Below are 14,904 nucleotides of genomic sequence, written 5' to 3'. Positions count from 1 at the left end.
GGGTTATTCTGTCGCGCTAACGGAGGTTTTTATGAAGATTTATAAAGTGGGCGGCGCTGTCCGTGATCGCCTTCTGGGCATCCCCGTCACCGATATCGACCGGGTGGTGGTAGGCGCTACAGCCGAACAGATGCTTGCCAAGGGTTATCGCCCTGTGGGCTCTGACTTCCCGGTATTTCTTCACCCAAAAACCGGAGAAGAATATGCACTGGCGCGCACCGAGCGCAAAAGTGGCCGGGGTTATGGCGGCTTTGTGTTTCATGCGAGCCCCGACGTCACCCTTGAAGAAGACCTGATCCGTCGCGACTTGACCATCAATGCAATGGCAGAAGACGACGAAGGTAATATCACCGACCCCTATGATGGCAAGCGCGATCTCGAAGCGCGGATTTTGCGCCATGTTTCCCCCGCATTCGCCGAAGATCCTCTCAGGGTCTTGCGTGTAGCCCGTTTTGCAGCGCGCTATGCCGGGCTCGGCTTCAGCATCGCCCCCCAAACGCTGGAACTCATGCGTCAACTGGCCAGATCCGGCGAGTTGCAAGCTCTGACGCCGGAACGCTGCTGGAAAGAGATATCTCGCGCACTGATGGAAAAGCATCCTCATGTGTTTATTGAGGCACTGCGCAGCTGTGATGCACTTGAAGTGTTGCTGCCCGAGGTCAACGCCCTGTTCGGGGTGCCGCAACCTCCCGCTCACCACCCGGAAATCGATAGCGGCCTGCATACCCTGAGCGTACTGGAGCAATCTGCACTGCATGAGCAGCCGCTGACGGTACGCTGGGCGTGCCTGCTGCATGATCTTGGGAAGGGGCTGACACCCGCGAGCGAGTGGCCACGACACATTGCCCACGAGCACAAGGGTTTGCGTCTGATCAAGGCAGTGAACGACCGCTACAAAGTGCCCCGTGATTGTCAGGAATTGGCACTGCTGGTGGGTGAATATCACACCCACGGCCATCGCGCCCTGGAGCTTAAGGCCTCGACCCTGCTGGAATTGCTGCAGCGCTTTGATGTGTACCGTCGGCCACAGCGTTTTGAGGAGTTTATCGTCGCGTGCGAAATGGACGCCAAAGGACGTCAGGGACTGGAAAATCGACCGTATCCGCAAGCCGACTACTTGCGCGGCGCAGCCTTGGCGGCCCAGGCGGTGGCCGTGCAACCCTTGCTGGAGCAAGGTTTCAAAGGCCCGCAGCTCGGCGAAGCCCTGAAACACGAACGCCTCAAGGCACTGCAGGCCTACAAGAACGCGAGGCAACCTCTGTAGACGCTGCCGAAGGAAGGTCCGAGGGATCTTCAAGACCCGGCAGCGGCAACGGGTTAACCAATAAGCATGCGCTCCGGCGTTAATTGCACGCCTCGCCACTCAAATGCCACTGGGGCGAGCACTTGGTCGATCTGCGCATCCGCCCACATCCGGGCCAGGGTTTCGCCTGTGCCCGGATGGACTTTGTCCGCAGCCATCAATGACAACGGCCAGAGCACGAATGCATTTTTGAGGATCTCGGCACGCGGCAGGATCAATCCATCAAAATTACCCTCCAGATCGCCGTAGAACAACACGTCGATATCCAAAGGCAATCCTTTACGATCTTGCGCATAACGACCGTTATCAGCCTCGATCAGTTTCAAACGTCGGCTTAGCTCGGCCAGTGGCAAATCCGTTTGAGCAGACACCACCAAGTTGAAAAAAGGCCCGCTTTTGATCCCTACCGGCTGACTTTCGAACACCGGTGAACACTGCATGTCCCGCAAGAAAACGGCCAGCGCTTCGAGACCGGCATCCAAATGCTTTTCACGCTCGACATTGCTGCCCAGCCCGAGAAAAATCCGAGTCAGCGACATCCGCGCTCTATCTCCACGCCCACGCCTGTGGCCGCCGCAACCGCGCCGGGCTTGGTCAGCTTGAGGTGCAACCAGGGAATATTGAACTCACTCATCAAGACCTCGGCCAGACGCTCGGCGAAGGTTTCAACCAGTTGAAATTGCGCCTTTTCGGCAAAAGCCTGAATTCGCGACGAAACACTCGCGTAATCCAGTGCCAAGGTCAGATCATCGCCCGCAGCAGCAGGACGGTTATCCCACGCAAAACTCAAATCCAGCCGCAGGCACTGACGGATGCCACGCTCCCAGTCATAGGCACCAATGACGGTGTCGACTTCCAGGCCTTCGATAAACACTCTGTCCAAGCACTTTTCTCCGCAGCACGACAAGGGCGCAATGCGCCGTTAGAATCAGGGGCATCCTCGCCCGGAATAGTTAGCATGTTTTGGTTACTGGCGATCCTCGCCTACCTGCTCGGCTCTCTGTCCTTCGCCATTTTGCTCAGCCGTGTGACGGGAAATCCCGACCCGCGAATGAGTGGATCAGGCAATGCTGGCGCGACCAACATGTTGCGTCTGGCCGGTAAAAAGCTCGCCATCCTGACCCTGTTCGGCGACTTCTGCAAAGGCCTGCTGCCCGTATTACTGGCCAACCAGATCGGTCTCCCGCTCCAGCAACAAGCCTGGATCGGCATCTGCGCCGTGATCGGACACATGTACCCGGTGTACTTCCGCTTCAAGGGCGGGAAAGGCGTCGCCACGGCTGCCGGCATGCTGCTGGGGCTTTACCCGCCCGCCGCATTGCTGGCCGTTGCTGCCTGGCTGCTGACCTTCCAGCTAAGCCGTACCAGCTCGCTGGCGGCCCTGATTGCCACACCCCTGACCCTGCCACTACTGGCCTGGCAAGAATCGGCCGCCTTGCTGCCGATGTGCGCCTTGACGGCATTGATCGTCTGGCGACATCGCAGCAATTTACGCGACCTGGTGGCCGGGCGCGAACGGCATTTCTGAATTATCCGGGTGAACAGAACTCACGCACCCGCTCAAACCCCGCTCACGCACACCCTCACAAAGGTTTTAACTGCTCCATCGGCCAGCGCGCCTGCACACTGATTGCCAGACTTTCGTGCTGGCCAGCCTGCAAACGCTGACAGCCGGCAAAGGCGATCATCGCGCCATTGTCCGTGCAGAACTCTGGACGAGCGTAGTAAACATTGCCATTCATGTCGCCCAGCATTTTCTCGAGCGAAACGCGCAAAGCCTTGTTGGCGCTGACGCCCCCGGCAATCACCAGCCGCTTCATGCCAGCGTGCTTCAGCGCCCGCTTGCACTTGATGGTCAGTGTTTCAACCACCGCTTGCTGGAACGCCAGAGAAATATCACAACGGGTCTGCTCGGTATCGTCCCCCGCCGCTACACAGCGCTGCCATGTATTCAAGGCAAAGGTCTTGAGACCGCTGAAGCTGAACTCCAGCCCCGGACGGTCAGTCATGGGCCGAGGGAACACGAACCGCCCTGCAACGCCCTGAGCCGCCAGTCGCGCGATCTCCGGACCACCCGGATAATTGAGCCCCATCATCTTCGCCGTCTTGTCGAACGCTTCCCCGGCCGCATCGTCCAGGGTCTCGCCCAACAATTCGTATTCGCCGATGCCATCAACGCGAACCAGCTGCGTATGACCTCCCGATACCAACAAAGCGACGAACGGGAATTCCGGTGGCTGCTCTTCGAGCATCGGGGCCAACAAGTGCCCTTCCATGTGATGCACGCCAAGGGCCGGAATGCCCCAGGCAAAAGCCAGCGCCTGAGCGCAAGAAGCCCCTACCAGCAGGGCTCCGACCAATCCAGGCCCGGCGGTGTAGGCAATCGCATCGATCTCGGTAGGCACACAGTCGGCCTCGGCCAACACCTGACGAATCAACGGCAGCATGCGCTTAACGTGATCCCGCGAGGCGAGCTCCGGTACTACACCGCCATAAGCGCGGTGCAGGTCGATCTGACTGAACAGTGCATCGGCCAAAAGCCCACGCTCACTGTCGTACAGCGCGACGCCGGTTTCGTCGCAAGAGGTTTCTAATCCCAGTACTAGCATGGGTTTACGCCTTGTAGAGGCTAAATTCGAAGCCGCGCATAATAGTCGCCACTTCCGCGCCCGGCCAGCGGTTTTCGATCAGAGGCTTTGCATTCCGGGCGATGAGGGGTTAACATCCGCAACCCTTAAAAACCGACGTCTTCCAACGCGATTTTGCCTTGAGACGTTGACCCCGGTAATGAATGAAGGTAGCTCTGGATGCCAGCCGTCAAAGTAAAAGAGAACGAACCCTTCGACGTAGCTCTGCGTCGTTTCAAGCGCTCCTGCGAAAAAGCCGGTGTACTGGCTGAAGTTCGCAGCCGCGAATTTTACGAGAAGCCGACTTCTGAGCGTAAGCGTAAAGCAGCAGCCGCTGTTAAGCGTCACGCGAAGAAAGTTCAGCGCGAGCAGCGCCGCGCCGTTCGTCTGTACTAATACACAGACGTTCGTAGCAAGCTTCTGCCAAGCCCGGCCTAAAGCCGGGCCGTAGGCAGTTGCAACACGTTACAAGCTTTACCGTCAAGGCCGCAGATGCGACCGCGACGAAACGCTACATCACGTCAGACCTGGTCTAATAGCCAGCGGTGCACGTCTTTACTGACGAGCCTTCCAAGGCTACCGACGAGCACACTTCTCTGATTTTCCCAAAGACGATCAGCCCAAGACACCTCTCCAGTGTCTGCTTATGAGCTATCCGAGACCAGCCATTGGTCAATGCCGGACTCAGAGCGCAACACCTATCGAACCCCATTCACCCTGATTAAAAATGAGTCAGCGGAGTTTCGACAGTTACACTCCCCCTAAATGATTGAGCTGACGTCCCACGATCGAGCAGAGCCTTCGCCTGCACGCCTTGATGACCACGCCCTTTATACGGGTTAATTTCAGCGCAGTGATGACGAGAACGCCATGGCCGGGTTAATCCCCCAGAGCTTTATTGACGACCTTCTGAACCGTACCGATATCGTCGATGTCGTCAGCTCGCGCGTGCAAATGAAGAAAGCCGGCAAGAACTACACCGCCTGCTGCCCCTTCCACAAAGAAAAAACCCCCTCCTTCAGCGTCAGCCCGGACAAACAGTTCTACTACTGCTTTGGCTGCGGCGCTGGCGGCAATGCCCTCGGCTTCATCATGGACCACGACAACCTGGATTTCCCCCAGGCCGTCGAAGAACTGGCCAAAGCCGCAGGCATGGAAATACCCCGGGAAGAAAGCGGACGCCCACATAAACCACGGCAACCGACCGACTCTCCGCTCTACCCCCTTCTGACCGCCGCAGCCGACTTTTATCGCCAGGCCTTGAAAAGCCATCCGGCACGCAAAGCCGCTGTGGACTACTTGAAAGGCCGAGGCCTCACCGGCGAAATAGCCCGCGACTTCGGCCTCGGCTTTGCTCCGCCCGGCTGGGACAATCTGTTCAAGCACTTGAGCAACGATACTCTGCAGCAAAAAGCCATGATCGATGCCGGCCTGCTGGTTGAAAACGCCGAGACCGGAAAACGCTATGACCGCTTCCGCGATCGCGTCATGTTTCCGATCCGCGACAGCCGTGGCCGTATCATTGCCTTTGGCGGACGAGTTCTGGGGGACGACAAACCCAAGTACCTGAACTCCCCGGAAACACCGGTGTTCCACAAAGGCCAGGAACTGTACGGGCTGTTCGAGGCCCGCAAATTCAATCGCAGCCTCGATGAAATCATCGTGGTCGAAGGCTACATGGACGTTATCGCGCTCGCCCAGCAAGGCCTGCGCAACGCCGTCGCAACGCTGGGTACCGCAACCAGCGAAGAACACATGAAGCGCCTGTTTCGCGTGGTACCCAGCGTTTTATTCTGTTTTGATGGCGACCAGGCAGGCCGCAATGCCGCCTGGCGCGCACTCGAAGCCACCCTGCCCTGCTTGCAGGACGGTCGCCGCGCACGCTTTCTGTTCCTGCCCGAAGGTGAAGACCCGGATACCCTGGTCCGCTCCGAAGGCACTGACGCTTTCAAGGCACGCATCAACCAGCACGCACAACCGCTGGCCGATTACTTCTTCCAGCAATTGACCGAAGAAGCCGATCCGCGCTCCCTGGAGGGCAAAGCCCACATGGCCACGCTGGCGGCCCCGCTGATCGACAAAGTCCCGGGCGCCAACCTGCGGACCTTGATGCGTCAGCGCCTCAGCGAAATCACCGGACTCAACAGCGAGGCCGTGAGCCAGCTGGCGCAAAATGCGCCCGCAAAGACCCAGGCCCAACCCACGTACGACCCCGGCATTGACTATGATGCCATGCCCGATTACAGCGACTTCCAGCAACCGGACGTCTACCTCCCTCAGCAGGAGTGGACGCCGAAAAAACCCGGTGCCGGCGGCAAAAAATGGGAAAACAAACCGTGGGACAAAAAAGGCAAGCGCACAGGCGAGCGCGAACAGGCCTGGATCCCGGTAGGGGTTGAACCACCCACGCTGACCGCACTGCGCACGCTGCTGCATCACCCGCAACTGGCCAAAAAAGTTGAAGACGCCGGGCACTTTGCCGCAGAAGACCAGACTAACAATCAACTATTGATCGCTCTGGTCGAGGCCGTACAGAAAAATCCTAAGCTAAGCTCTATCCAGTTGCTGTCCCGCTGGCACGGCACTGAACAGGGACGCTTACTGCAAAGACTGCTGGAAAAGGAATGGCTAATTGATGCCGACAACCTTGAACAACAGTTTTTCGACACCATAACTAGCTTGTCAGCTCGCCAACGTGAGCGAAATCTAGAGCAACTTCTTCGAAAAGCACGTCAAGGCGAGCTTAGTACCGAGGAAAAGAAACAGCTACTCGACCTCTTGGGTCGTAATAATCCTGCATCGAACCCGACCTCAACTGGCGCGTGAGGTCATAGCTAAGGTATAATCCTCGGCTTGTTTTTTGCCCGCCAAGACCTTCAGTGGATAGGGTGTTATGTCCGGAAAAGCGCAACAGCAGTCTCGTATCAAAGAGTTGATCACCCTCGGCCGTGAGCAGAAGTATCTGACTTACGCAGAGGTCAACGACCACCTGCCCGAAGATATTTCAGATCCGGAGCAAGTGGAAGACATCATCCGCATGATTAATGACATGGGGATCCCCGTACACGAGAGTGCTCCGGATGCGGACGCCCTTATGCTGGCCGATGCTGACACCGATGAAGCAGCTGCTGAAGAAGCAGCTGCCGCGTTGGCGGCAGTAGAGACCGACATTGGTCGTACTACCGACCCAGTACGCATGTATATGCGTGAAATGGGCACGGTAGAACTGCTGACACGTGAAGGCGAAATCGAAATCGCCAAGCGTATCGAAGAAGGCATCCGTGAAGTGATGGGCGCAATTGCGCACTTCCCTGGCACGGTTGACCATATTCTCTCCGAGTACACTCGCGTCACCACCGAAGGTGGTCGCCTGTCCGACGTTCTGAGCGGTTATATCGACCCAGACGACGGCATTGCGCCGCCCGCCGCCGAGGTTCCGCCTCCTGTCGACCCCAAGACGGCCAAAGCCGCCGAAGGCGACGACGAAGAGGAAGAGAAGGACGACTCCACCGATGAAGAGGAAGAGGTCGAAAGCGGCCCCGACCCGATCATTGCGGCGCAGCGCTTTGGCGCCGTCTCCGACCAGATGGAAGCCGCTCGCAAAGCCCTGAAAAAGCACGGTCGTGACAGCAAGCAGGCAATTGCCGAGCTGGTTGCACTGGCTGAGCTGTTCATGCCGATCAAACTGGTTCCGAAGCAATTCGAAGGCCTGGTTGAACGTGTTCGCAGCGCCCTGGAGCGTCTGCGTGCACAAGAGCGTGCCATCATGCAGCTGTGTGTACGTGATGCACGCATGCCGCGTACCGATTTCCTGCGCCTGTTCCCGGGCAACGAAGTCGACGAAAGCTGGAGCGACGCGCTGGCCAAAGGCAAAAGCAAATACGCTGAAGCCATTGGTCGCCTGCAACCGGACATCATCCGTTGCCAGCAGAAGCTGTCGGCTCTGGAAGCTGAAACCGGCTTGAAGGTTGCCGAGATCAAGGACATCAACCGTCGCATGTCGATCGGTGAGGCCAAGGCCCGCCGCGCGAAGAAAGAGATGGTTGAAGCGAACTTGCGTCTGGTGATCTCCATCGCCAAGAAGTACACCAACCGTGGCTTGCAGTTCCTCGACCTGATCCAGGAAGGCAACATCGGCTTGATGAAAGCGGTAGACAAGTTTGAATACCGCCGCGGCTACAAATTCTCGACTTATGCCACCTGGTGGATCCGTCAGGCGATCACTCGCTCGATCGCCGACCAGGCCCGCACCATCCGTATTCCGGTGCACATGATCGAGACGATCAACAAGCTCAACCGTATTTCCCGCCAGATGTTGCAGGAAATGGGCCGTGAACCGACCCCGGAAGAGCTGGGCGAACGCATGGAAATGCCTGAGGATAAAATCCGTAAGGTATTGAAGATCGCTAAAGAGCCGATCTCCATGGAAACCCCGATCGGTGATGACGAAGACTCCCATCTGGGCGACTTCATCGAAGACTCGACCATGCAGTCGCCAATCGATGTTGCCACCGTTGAGAGCCTTAAAGAAGCGACACGCGATGTACTCGGCGGCCTCACCGCACGTGAAGCCAAAGTACTGCGCATGCGTTTCGGTATCGACATGAATACCGACCACACCCTTGAGGAGGTTGGTAAGCAGTTCGACGTTACCCGTGAGCGGATTCGTCAGATCGAAGCCAAAGCGTTGCGCAAGCTGCGCCACCCGACGAGAAGCGAGCATCTGCGCTCATTCCTCGACGAGTGATCCCAAAACCCCCGGCCCTGCCGGGGGTTTTGCTTTCTGACCGAAAAACCTTCCCCGCGCCCGCCCTCATCCGCCGCAGATTTCTCAGCTATAGCCCTTCACCCGCCTATTTCAGACTTTTCGGATAGCACTCCCGAGAAAGCATCGTTATAATCCGCGACCTACTGAGGGCCTATAGCTCAGTTGGTTAGAGCAGGGGACTCATAATCCCTTGGTCGTAGGTTCGAGTCCTACTGGGCCCACCATACTCAAAGCCGCGCACTGCGCGGCTTTTTTGTTTGTGCGATTTGAGGTTTCAACCTCTGCAGCCAAGCCATGTACCATGATCGCCCTGCCCGTTCATGCCATTGGAGCTTCTCTTGCTTGATACTCGCCCGCCCGCACTGGATGAAATAGACCGTCAATTGATTGCTGCCTTGCAGCTCAATGCCCGTGAAAGTGTGGCGATGCTTGCGCGTCAGTTGGGGATTGCGCGTACCACCGTGACGTCTCGGTTGGCACGTCTGGAGAAGACCAAGGTGATCACCGGGTACGGGGTGCGCTTGGGGCAGCGTCTGATTGATGGCGGCCTGCAGGCTTATGTGGGGATTACGGTGCAGCCGCGCTCCGGCAAGGATGTGGTGCGTCGCTTGAGTGCGATGGCTCAGGTGCAGCAGTTGTGTGCGGTCAGTGGCGAGTTCGATTACGTGGCCTGGCTGCGCAGCGAGTCCCCTGAGCAACTGGATCAATTACTCGATCAGATCGGTAGCGTGGAAGGGGTGGAGAAAACCACGACGTCTATCATCCTCAGTAGCAAAGTCGATCGCGGATAAGCCGTTCTGTCCGACAGATAGAACATTATGTAATCCATATTCGTCATATTGACTAAAAGTAAGTCACAACGACGGCAGTTTGTGTCTTATTACCGTCTTCCATGCCCCCTATCATGGCGCCTGCCTTTTCCTATACTCAGCCTTACAGCGCGGGTCACCAGCAAGGTCAGCCATGAACAAGAATAATCGCCACCCCGTCGACGGTAAAAAACCCATCACCATCTTTGGCCCGGATTTTCCGTTTGCTTTCGATGACTGGATCGAGCATCCGTCAGGCCTGGGCAGTATCCCCACAGGCAAACATGGCGCTGAAGTAGCGATTGTCGGGGCCGGGATGGCCGGGATGGTCGCGGCTTATGAGCTGATGAAGCTGGGCCTCAAGCCCGTGGTGTATGAAGCCTCGAAAATGGGCGGACGCCTGCGCTCCCAGGCCTTTGAAGGCACTGAAGGGGTGATCGCCGAGCTGGGCGGCATGCGTTTCCCGGTGTCCTCGACAGCGTTTTACCACTACGTCGACAAACTGGGCCTCGAGACCAGCCCCTTTCCCAATCCGCTGACGCCCGCTTCGGGCAGCACCGTGATCGATCTGGAAGGTCAGACGTTCTACGCTCAAAAACTGGCGGACTTGCCTGCGCTGTTTCAGGAAGTGGCCGACGCCTGGGCTGATGCCCTGGAAGCAGGCTCGCGCTTTGGCGATATTCAACAGGCGATCCGCGATCGTGACGTACCGCGCCTGAAAGAACTGTGGAACACCCTCGTCCCGCTGTGGGACGACCGCACATTCTATGACTTCGTAGCCACCTCCAAAGCCTTCGCCAAGCTTTCGTTCCAGCACCGTGAAGTGTTTGGACAGGTTGGATTTGGCACCGGCGGCTGGGACTCGGACTTCCCCAATTCGATGCTCGAAATTTTCCGCGTGGTGATGACCAACTGCGATGATCATCAGCATTTGATCGTGGGCGGTGTCGAACAAGTGCCGCTGGGCATCTGGCGCCATGTCCCGGAGCGTTGCGCTCACTGGCCAGCCGGGACCAGCCTCAGCTCGCTGCACCACGGCGCACCTCGCACCGGGGTCAAAAGTATTTGCCGCTCACCGGACGGGCAATTTTCGGTGACCGATAACCTGGGCGTCACACGCCCTTACGAAGCCGTACTGGTCACCTGCCAAAGCTGGTTGCTGACGACGCAGATCGAGTGCGAAGAGTCTCTGTTCTCGCAAAAAGTGTGGATGGCGCTGGACCGTACGCGCTACATGCAGTCCTCCAAAACCTTCGTCATGGTCGACCGCCCGTTCTGGAAGGACAAAGATCCCGAGACCGGCCGCGACCTGATGAGCATGACCCTCACCGACCGCCTGACCCGTGGCACGTATCTGTTCGATAACGGCGACGACAAACCGGGGGTGATTTGCCTGTCGTACTCGTGGATGAGTGATGCATTGAAAATGCTCCCTCACCCGGTCGAAAAACGCGTCAAGCTGGCACTCGATTCGCTGAAGAAAATCTACCCCAAAGTCGACATCGCCAGCCGCATCATCGGCGATCCGATCACCATTTCCTGGGAATCCGACCCGCATTTCCTCGGTGCTTTTAAAGGCGCACTGCCGGGTCACTACCGTTATAACCAGCGGATGTATGCGCACTTCATGCAGCAGGATCTGCCCAGCGAGCAACGCGGGATCTTCATTGCCGGCGATGATGTGTCCTGGACACCGGCCTGGGTTGAAGGCGCGGTGCAAACCTCATTGAACGCCGTGTGGGGCATCATGAATCACTTCGGCGGCAAGACGCCTGCCGACAACCCGGGGCCTGGCGATGTGTTCCATGAAATCGGCCCCATCGCGCTGCCGGATTGACCCCGGACTCCGCCTACAGGCTCGGCTAACCACAGGAAACTCCCCATGCACGTTGCACTTTATCAATGCCCGCCCTTGCCACTGGATGTCGCCGGTAACCTGCAACGCTTGAAAACATGGGCGCTGCAGGTACGCGACGTCGATCTGCTGGTGCTCCCGGAAATGTTCCTCAGCGGTTACAACATAGGAGCCCGGGCCGTGGCCGAGCGTGCGCAGCCCCAGGATGGCGATGCCGCGCAGCAGATTGCCGAGCTGGCCAAAACCTGCAACATGGCCATCGTCTATGGCTACCCCGAGCGCGGCGAAGACGGGCGCATCTATAACAGTGCTCAATTGATCGACGCCAGGGGCCAGCGCCTGCTCAATTACCGCAAGACCCATCTGTTCGGTGAACTCGATCGCACCATGTTCACGCCCGGGCCCGATGCATTTCCTGTGGTTGAGCTCAATGACTGGAAGCTCGGCTTGCTGATCTGCTACGACCTCGAGTTCCCGGAAAACGCCCGCCGGCTGGCCTTGGCCGGTGCCGAGCTGATCGTGGTGCCCACCGCCAATATGACGCCTTACGACTTCATCGCCGACGTCACCGTGCGCAGCCGGGCCTTTGAGAACCAGTGTTACGTGGCCTATGCCAACTACTGCGCAAATGAAGGTGACATTCATTATTGCGGCCAAAGCAGTATCGCCGCGCCCAATGGCCAGCAAATAGCCCTCGCGCAGCACGAACCCGGCATGATTGTCGCGACCCTGGAACACGCGCAGCTGGCTGCCGCCAAGGCGGGGAATACGTACCTTGCCGACCGCCGTCCTGAACTTTACCGTGAGCTGGGCAAGCGCTGATTACCCGTAATCCGCTAGCATATGGGCTTCTCTGCTCCGGAAGTGCCCATGCCTGCGCTGAACCACCCTCACACCCAACGTTTGACCCTTGAAAACGGTCTGACTCTATCAGTGCGCCATGTGCCACGGCTCAAGCGTTGCGCGGCTGTATTGCGGGTCGCCGCCGGCAGCCATGACGTGCCTGCGGCCTGGCCGGGCCTGGCACATTTTCTGGAGCACTTGCTGTTCCTGGGGACCGAGCGCTTCCCGGCCCCGGACAACTTGATGGCTTACGTGCAACGTCACGGCGGTCAGGTGAATGCCCGGACCAGCGAGCGGCATACCGATTTCTTTTTTGAACTGCCGCCCACAGCGTTTGAAGGCGGCGTTGAGCGTCTGTGCGATATGCTCGCGCATCCACGCATGAAGCTGGATGAGCAGTTACGCGAACGTGAAGTGCTGCACGCCGAGTTCATTGCCTGGGCTCGCGAACCCGCGGCGCAGCGTGAGATCAAACTGTTTCAACCCCTGAACCCGGCCCACCCGCTCCGTGCATTTCACGCCGGCAACCGTTACAGCCTGCCCGTGCCGCGTGCGAGCTTTCAGCAGGCACTGAGCGGTTTCTACCAGCAGTTTTATCACGCCGGGCAGATGAGCCTGAGCCTGGTGGGGCCACAGACCGCGAACGATCTCAAAGCCTTGGCGCAACGCTGTGGTGCTCAGTTGCCCCCGGGCCAGAGTACGCCACAGCTTGACCCGCCTACGCTAATGACGGACGCGGAGCGCGCGTACCTGCATCTCGACGGTCATTGGCTGAGCGTGATGGTTGCGTGCGAGCAGTTACCTCCCGGCGCTCCCGAGGCCCTGGATTTCCTGTGCCACTGGATCAATGCCGATAAGCCGGGCGGTCTCATCGCTCATCTGCGCCAGCAACACCGGATCGACACCCTCAAAGCCGTACCGCTGTATCAATTCAAGGCGCAGGCACTGCTGCAGATTGAATTCAGCGCAACTGCCGACATCACTCAACACGCCACTCAGATCCATGAGGCATTCGCTGACTGGCTGGCCTTTTTCAATGCACAGGACTGGTCAGCCCTGCGCGATGAATACCTATTGCTGCAACAACGTCGCCAGGACGTCAGTGGTGCGCTGGAACTCGCCCGCCATGATAGTGAACAACAATCGCCGGAGCTGACGGAACACGGCGTAATGGCGCTTAAAGCGCTGCTGGAGCAGTTGCAACCCGCCTCGACATGGCAACAGGCTTGGCAACTGCCAACGCCAAACCCCTTCCTGCGCGCCGCGAAAGAACCGCTCAGTGCGGGCCTGATTCGTGGTCAGACCAGCGCTCACCGGGGCTTGCGCACGTTTGCGCAGGATCGTTTGCGCAACCGCCGAGACCTGTCCGCCATGAGTTTCAGCACGGCGCTGCCTAGCCACAGCGGTGAAGCAGCGATCTATCTGCGTTGGCAGCTGGCGGTTAACCCCGGCGCCGAGGTGCTGCCACAACTGCAAAGTCAGCTGCGCTCACTTCAGCACGATGCACGTCAGGCCGGCGTCGAGTTGTCGTTCAGCGCCGTGGGCCAGGACTGGCAACTGAACCTGCAGGGCTTCCACGAGCCGATGCCGGCGATTCTGGAGCAGGCACTGCGTGCGCTCGGCGCGGCGGCCGCCGAGCCGCGGGTCAGCAGCCCCCCAGCCATATCGTTAATACCTATTCGCCAACTGCTCAAGCGTTTACCGGATATCTGCCAGCCTTGCGCCGAGCTCTCCGTTGGCGACCTGGAGCACTGCTGGGCTTCTGCTCGCTGGGACGGTTTGGCCGTCGGCCTGCCCGCCGCCACGCAGGCCTTGATCACACCGGTGCTGAGCAAAGTCCCCGGAACACCGGATGCGCACCTGGCGCAGCCCCGCGAACACACTGCACGGCACCACTGGCACACCGAAGCCTGCGGTTCCAACGAACAGGCCGTGCTGGTGTTTTGCCCCATACCGCGACCGGATATCGCTGACGAAGCGGCCTGGCGCCTGATCGCTCACGTGGCGCAAACCCCGTTTTATCAAAAACTGCGTGTCGAGCAGCAACTGGGTTACGCCGTATTCAGCGGTTTGCGTCAATGCCATGGGCAAACAGGCCTACTCTTCGGCGTGCAATCGCCTCACGCCTCTACGCCTGAAATCTTCGAACACATCCGAACTTTCATCCGCGCCCTGCCGAATTTAATGACAGCACTCGATGAAAAATCTTTTGCAGAAGCCCGAGCAGCTTTAGCCCAACAGTTCTCGATCGAAGCATTGAGCGTGACCCGGGGCAGTGAACTGTTGTGGCATGCAAAGCTCGCAGGCCATCCGTCGGATTACCTGAAGTCCCTCTATACCGCGCTTATGACGCTGGATACAGGCACTACACTGAACGCTGCGCAGCGGATCAATCAGGATAAATGCAGCTGGCTGTGCTTGGCGACAGATCCAGAACCTGAATCGTTTATTCAAGGAAGAAGCGGATCATTACCAACGATGTAATGAGCTTTCTTTATCTCGAGGCGTTCACAAGCAGTCAAATTTAGTAAGATAGCCACCTAAGCATTTGAACAACTCCTACGGGAGCTGGACTAAATTACTACACCCCACCCACTCTACCGCTGAAGGAGTCATCTCATGGCTTGGACTAAACCGGCTTACACCGATTTGCGCATTGGCTTTGAAGTTACCATGTACTTCGCAAGTCGTTGATCTGC

13 protein-coding genes and 1 tRNA gene are annotated in these 14,904 nt (G+C 58.3%); 11 read left to right on the top strand and 3 right to left on the bottom strand.

Going from position 1 to position 14,904, the window contains the following annotated elements; all coding sequences use genetic code 11:
- Nucleotides 1–31: 31 nt before the first annotated feature.
- Entirely contained in the window at nucleotides 32–1,264 is a 1,233-nt protein-coding gene (locus DQN55_RS02220) for a multifunctional CCA addition/repair protein (protein WP_048380764.1), read from the top strand.
- Between the two features lie 53 nt (nucleotides 1,265–1,317).
- Here the strand turns inward: DQN55_RS02220 and folK are convergent, their stop codons facing one another.
- Both folK and folB read right to left on the bottom strand, forming a co-directional pair.
- Nucleotides 1,318–1,842 carry a 2-amino-4-hydroxy-6-hydroxymethyldihydropteridine diphosphokinase gene (gene folK / locus DQN55_RS02215; protein ID WP_048380766.1) on the bottom strand — a complete coding sequence of 175 codons (525 nt, stop codon included), beginning with the start codon at nucleotides 1,840–1,842 and terminating at the stop codon, nucleotides 1,318–1,320.
- Nucleotides 1,833–2,186, bottom strand: coding sequence for a dihydroneopterin aldolase (gene folB, locus DQN55_RS02210; RefSeq protein WP_048380767.1), 354 nt, complete (start codon nucleotides 2,184–2,186; stop codon nucleotides 1,833–1,835). The genes folK and folB overlap by 10 nt, the downstream gene beginning before the upstream one ends.
- 75 nt (nucleotides 2,187–2,261) lie before the next feature.
- Between folB and plsY the strand changes: the two genes are divergently transcribed.
- Nucleotides 2,262–2,831: a glycerol-3-phosphate 1-O-acyltransferase PlsY gene (plsY, locus tag DQN55_RS02205; protein WP_048380769.1), complete on the top strand. Its 570-nt coding sequence runs from the start codon at nucleotides 2,262–2,264 to the stop codon at nucleotides 2,829–2,831.
- 55 nt (nucleotides 2,832–2,886) lie between these two features.
- On the opposite strand, the gene tsaD is transcribed toward plsY, so the two are convergent.
- Nucleotides 2,887–3,912: a tRNA (adenosine(37)-N6)-threonylcarbamoyltransferase complex transferase subunit TsaD gene (gene tsaD / locus DQN55_RS02200; RefSeq protein ID WP_048380771.1), complete on the bottom strand. Its 1,026-nt coding sequence runs from the start codon at nucleotides 3,910–3,912 to the stop codon at nucleotides 2,887–2,889.
- Nucleotides 3,913–4,110: 198 nt separating this feature from the next.
- On the opposite strand from tsaD, the gene rpsU reads away from it, so the two are divergent.
- From rpsU to pqqA, 9 genes are all read left to right on the top strand, one after another.
- Nucleotides 4,111–4,326, top strand: a complete 216-nt coding sequence (gene rpsU, locus DQN55_RS02195; RefSeq protein WP_002551877.1) for a 30S ribosomal protein S21 — start codon at nucleotides 4,111–4,113, stop codon at nucleotides 4,324–4,326.
- A gap of 474 nt (nucleotides 4,327–4,800) precedes the next feature.
- Nucleotides 4,801–6,756, top strand: coding sequence for a DNA primase (gene dnaG / locus DQN55_RS02190; RefSeq protein WP_048380773.1), 1,956 nt, complete (start codon nucleotides 4,801–4,803; stop codon nucleotides 6,754–6,756).
- 67 nt (nucleotides 6,757–6,823) lie between these two features.
- Entirely contained in the window at nucleotides 6,824–8,677 is a 1,854-nt protein-coding gene (gene rpoD / locus DQN55_RS02185; RefSeq protein WP_048380775.1) for an RNA polymerase sigma factor RpoD, read from the top strand.
- A gap of 168 nt (nucleotides 8,678–8,845) precedes the next feature.
- Nucleotides 8,846–8,922, top strand: a tRNA-Ile gene (locus DQN55_RS02180).
- 114 nt (nucleotides 8,923–9,036) lie between these two features.
- A complete protein-coding gene (locus DQN55_RS02175; RefSeq protein WP_048381678.1) occupies nucleotides 9,037–9,489 on the top strand; it encodes an Lrp/AsnC family transcriptional regulator in 453 nt (150 codons plus the stop codon).
- Nucleotides 9,490–9,661: 172 nt separating this feature from the next.
- Nucleotides 9,662–11,344, top strand: a complete 1,683-nt coding sequence (locus DQN55_RS02170; RefSeq protein WP_048380777.1) for a flavin monoamine oxidase family protein — start codon at nucleotides 9,662–9,664, stop codon at nucleotides 11,342–11,344.
- Between the two features lie 45 nt (nucleotides 11,345–11,389).
- Nucleotides 11,390–12,184, top strand: a complete 795-nt coding sequence (locus tag DQN55_RS02165) for a carbon-nitrogen hydrolase family protein (RefSeq protein ID WP_048380779.1) — start codon at nucleotides 11,390–11,392, stop codon at nucleotides 12,182–12,184.
- A gap of 48 nt (nucleotides 12,185–12,232) precedes the next feature.
- Nucleotides 12,233–14,689, top strand: coding sequence for a pyrroloquinoline quinone biosynthesis protein PqqF (gene pqqF, locus DQN55_RS02160; RefSeq protein WP_048380781.1), 2,457 nt, complete (start codon nucleotides 12,233–12,235; stop codon nucleotides 14,687–14,689).
- Nucleotides 14,690–14,824: 135 nt separating this feature from the next.
- Nucleotides 14,825–14,899, top strand: a complete 75-nt coding sequence (gene pqqA / locus DQN55_RS02155) for a pyrroloquinoline quinone precursor peptide PqqA (protein ID WP_003444522.1) — start codon at nucleotides 14,825–14,827, stop codon at nucleotides 14,897–14,899.
- The last annotated feature ends 5 nt before the right edge of the window (nucleotides 14,900–14,904 follow it).

Origin of the sequence: Pseudomonas taetrolens, assembly GCF_900475285.1 — a bacterium.
Lineage (GTDB): Bacteria > Pseudomonadota > Gammaproteobacteria > Pseudomonadales > Pseudomonadaceae > Aquipseudomonas > Aquipseudomonas taetrolens.
The sequence above is the reverse complement of the archived record's forward strand: the minus strand, read 5'-3'. Positions and strand labels throughout refer to the sequence as shown.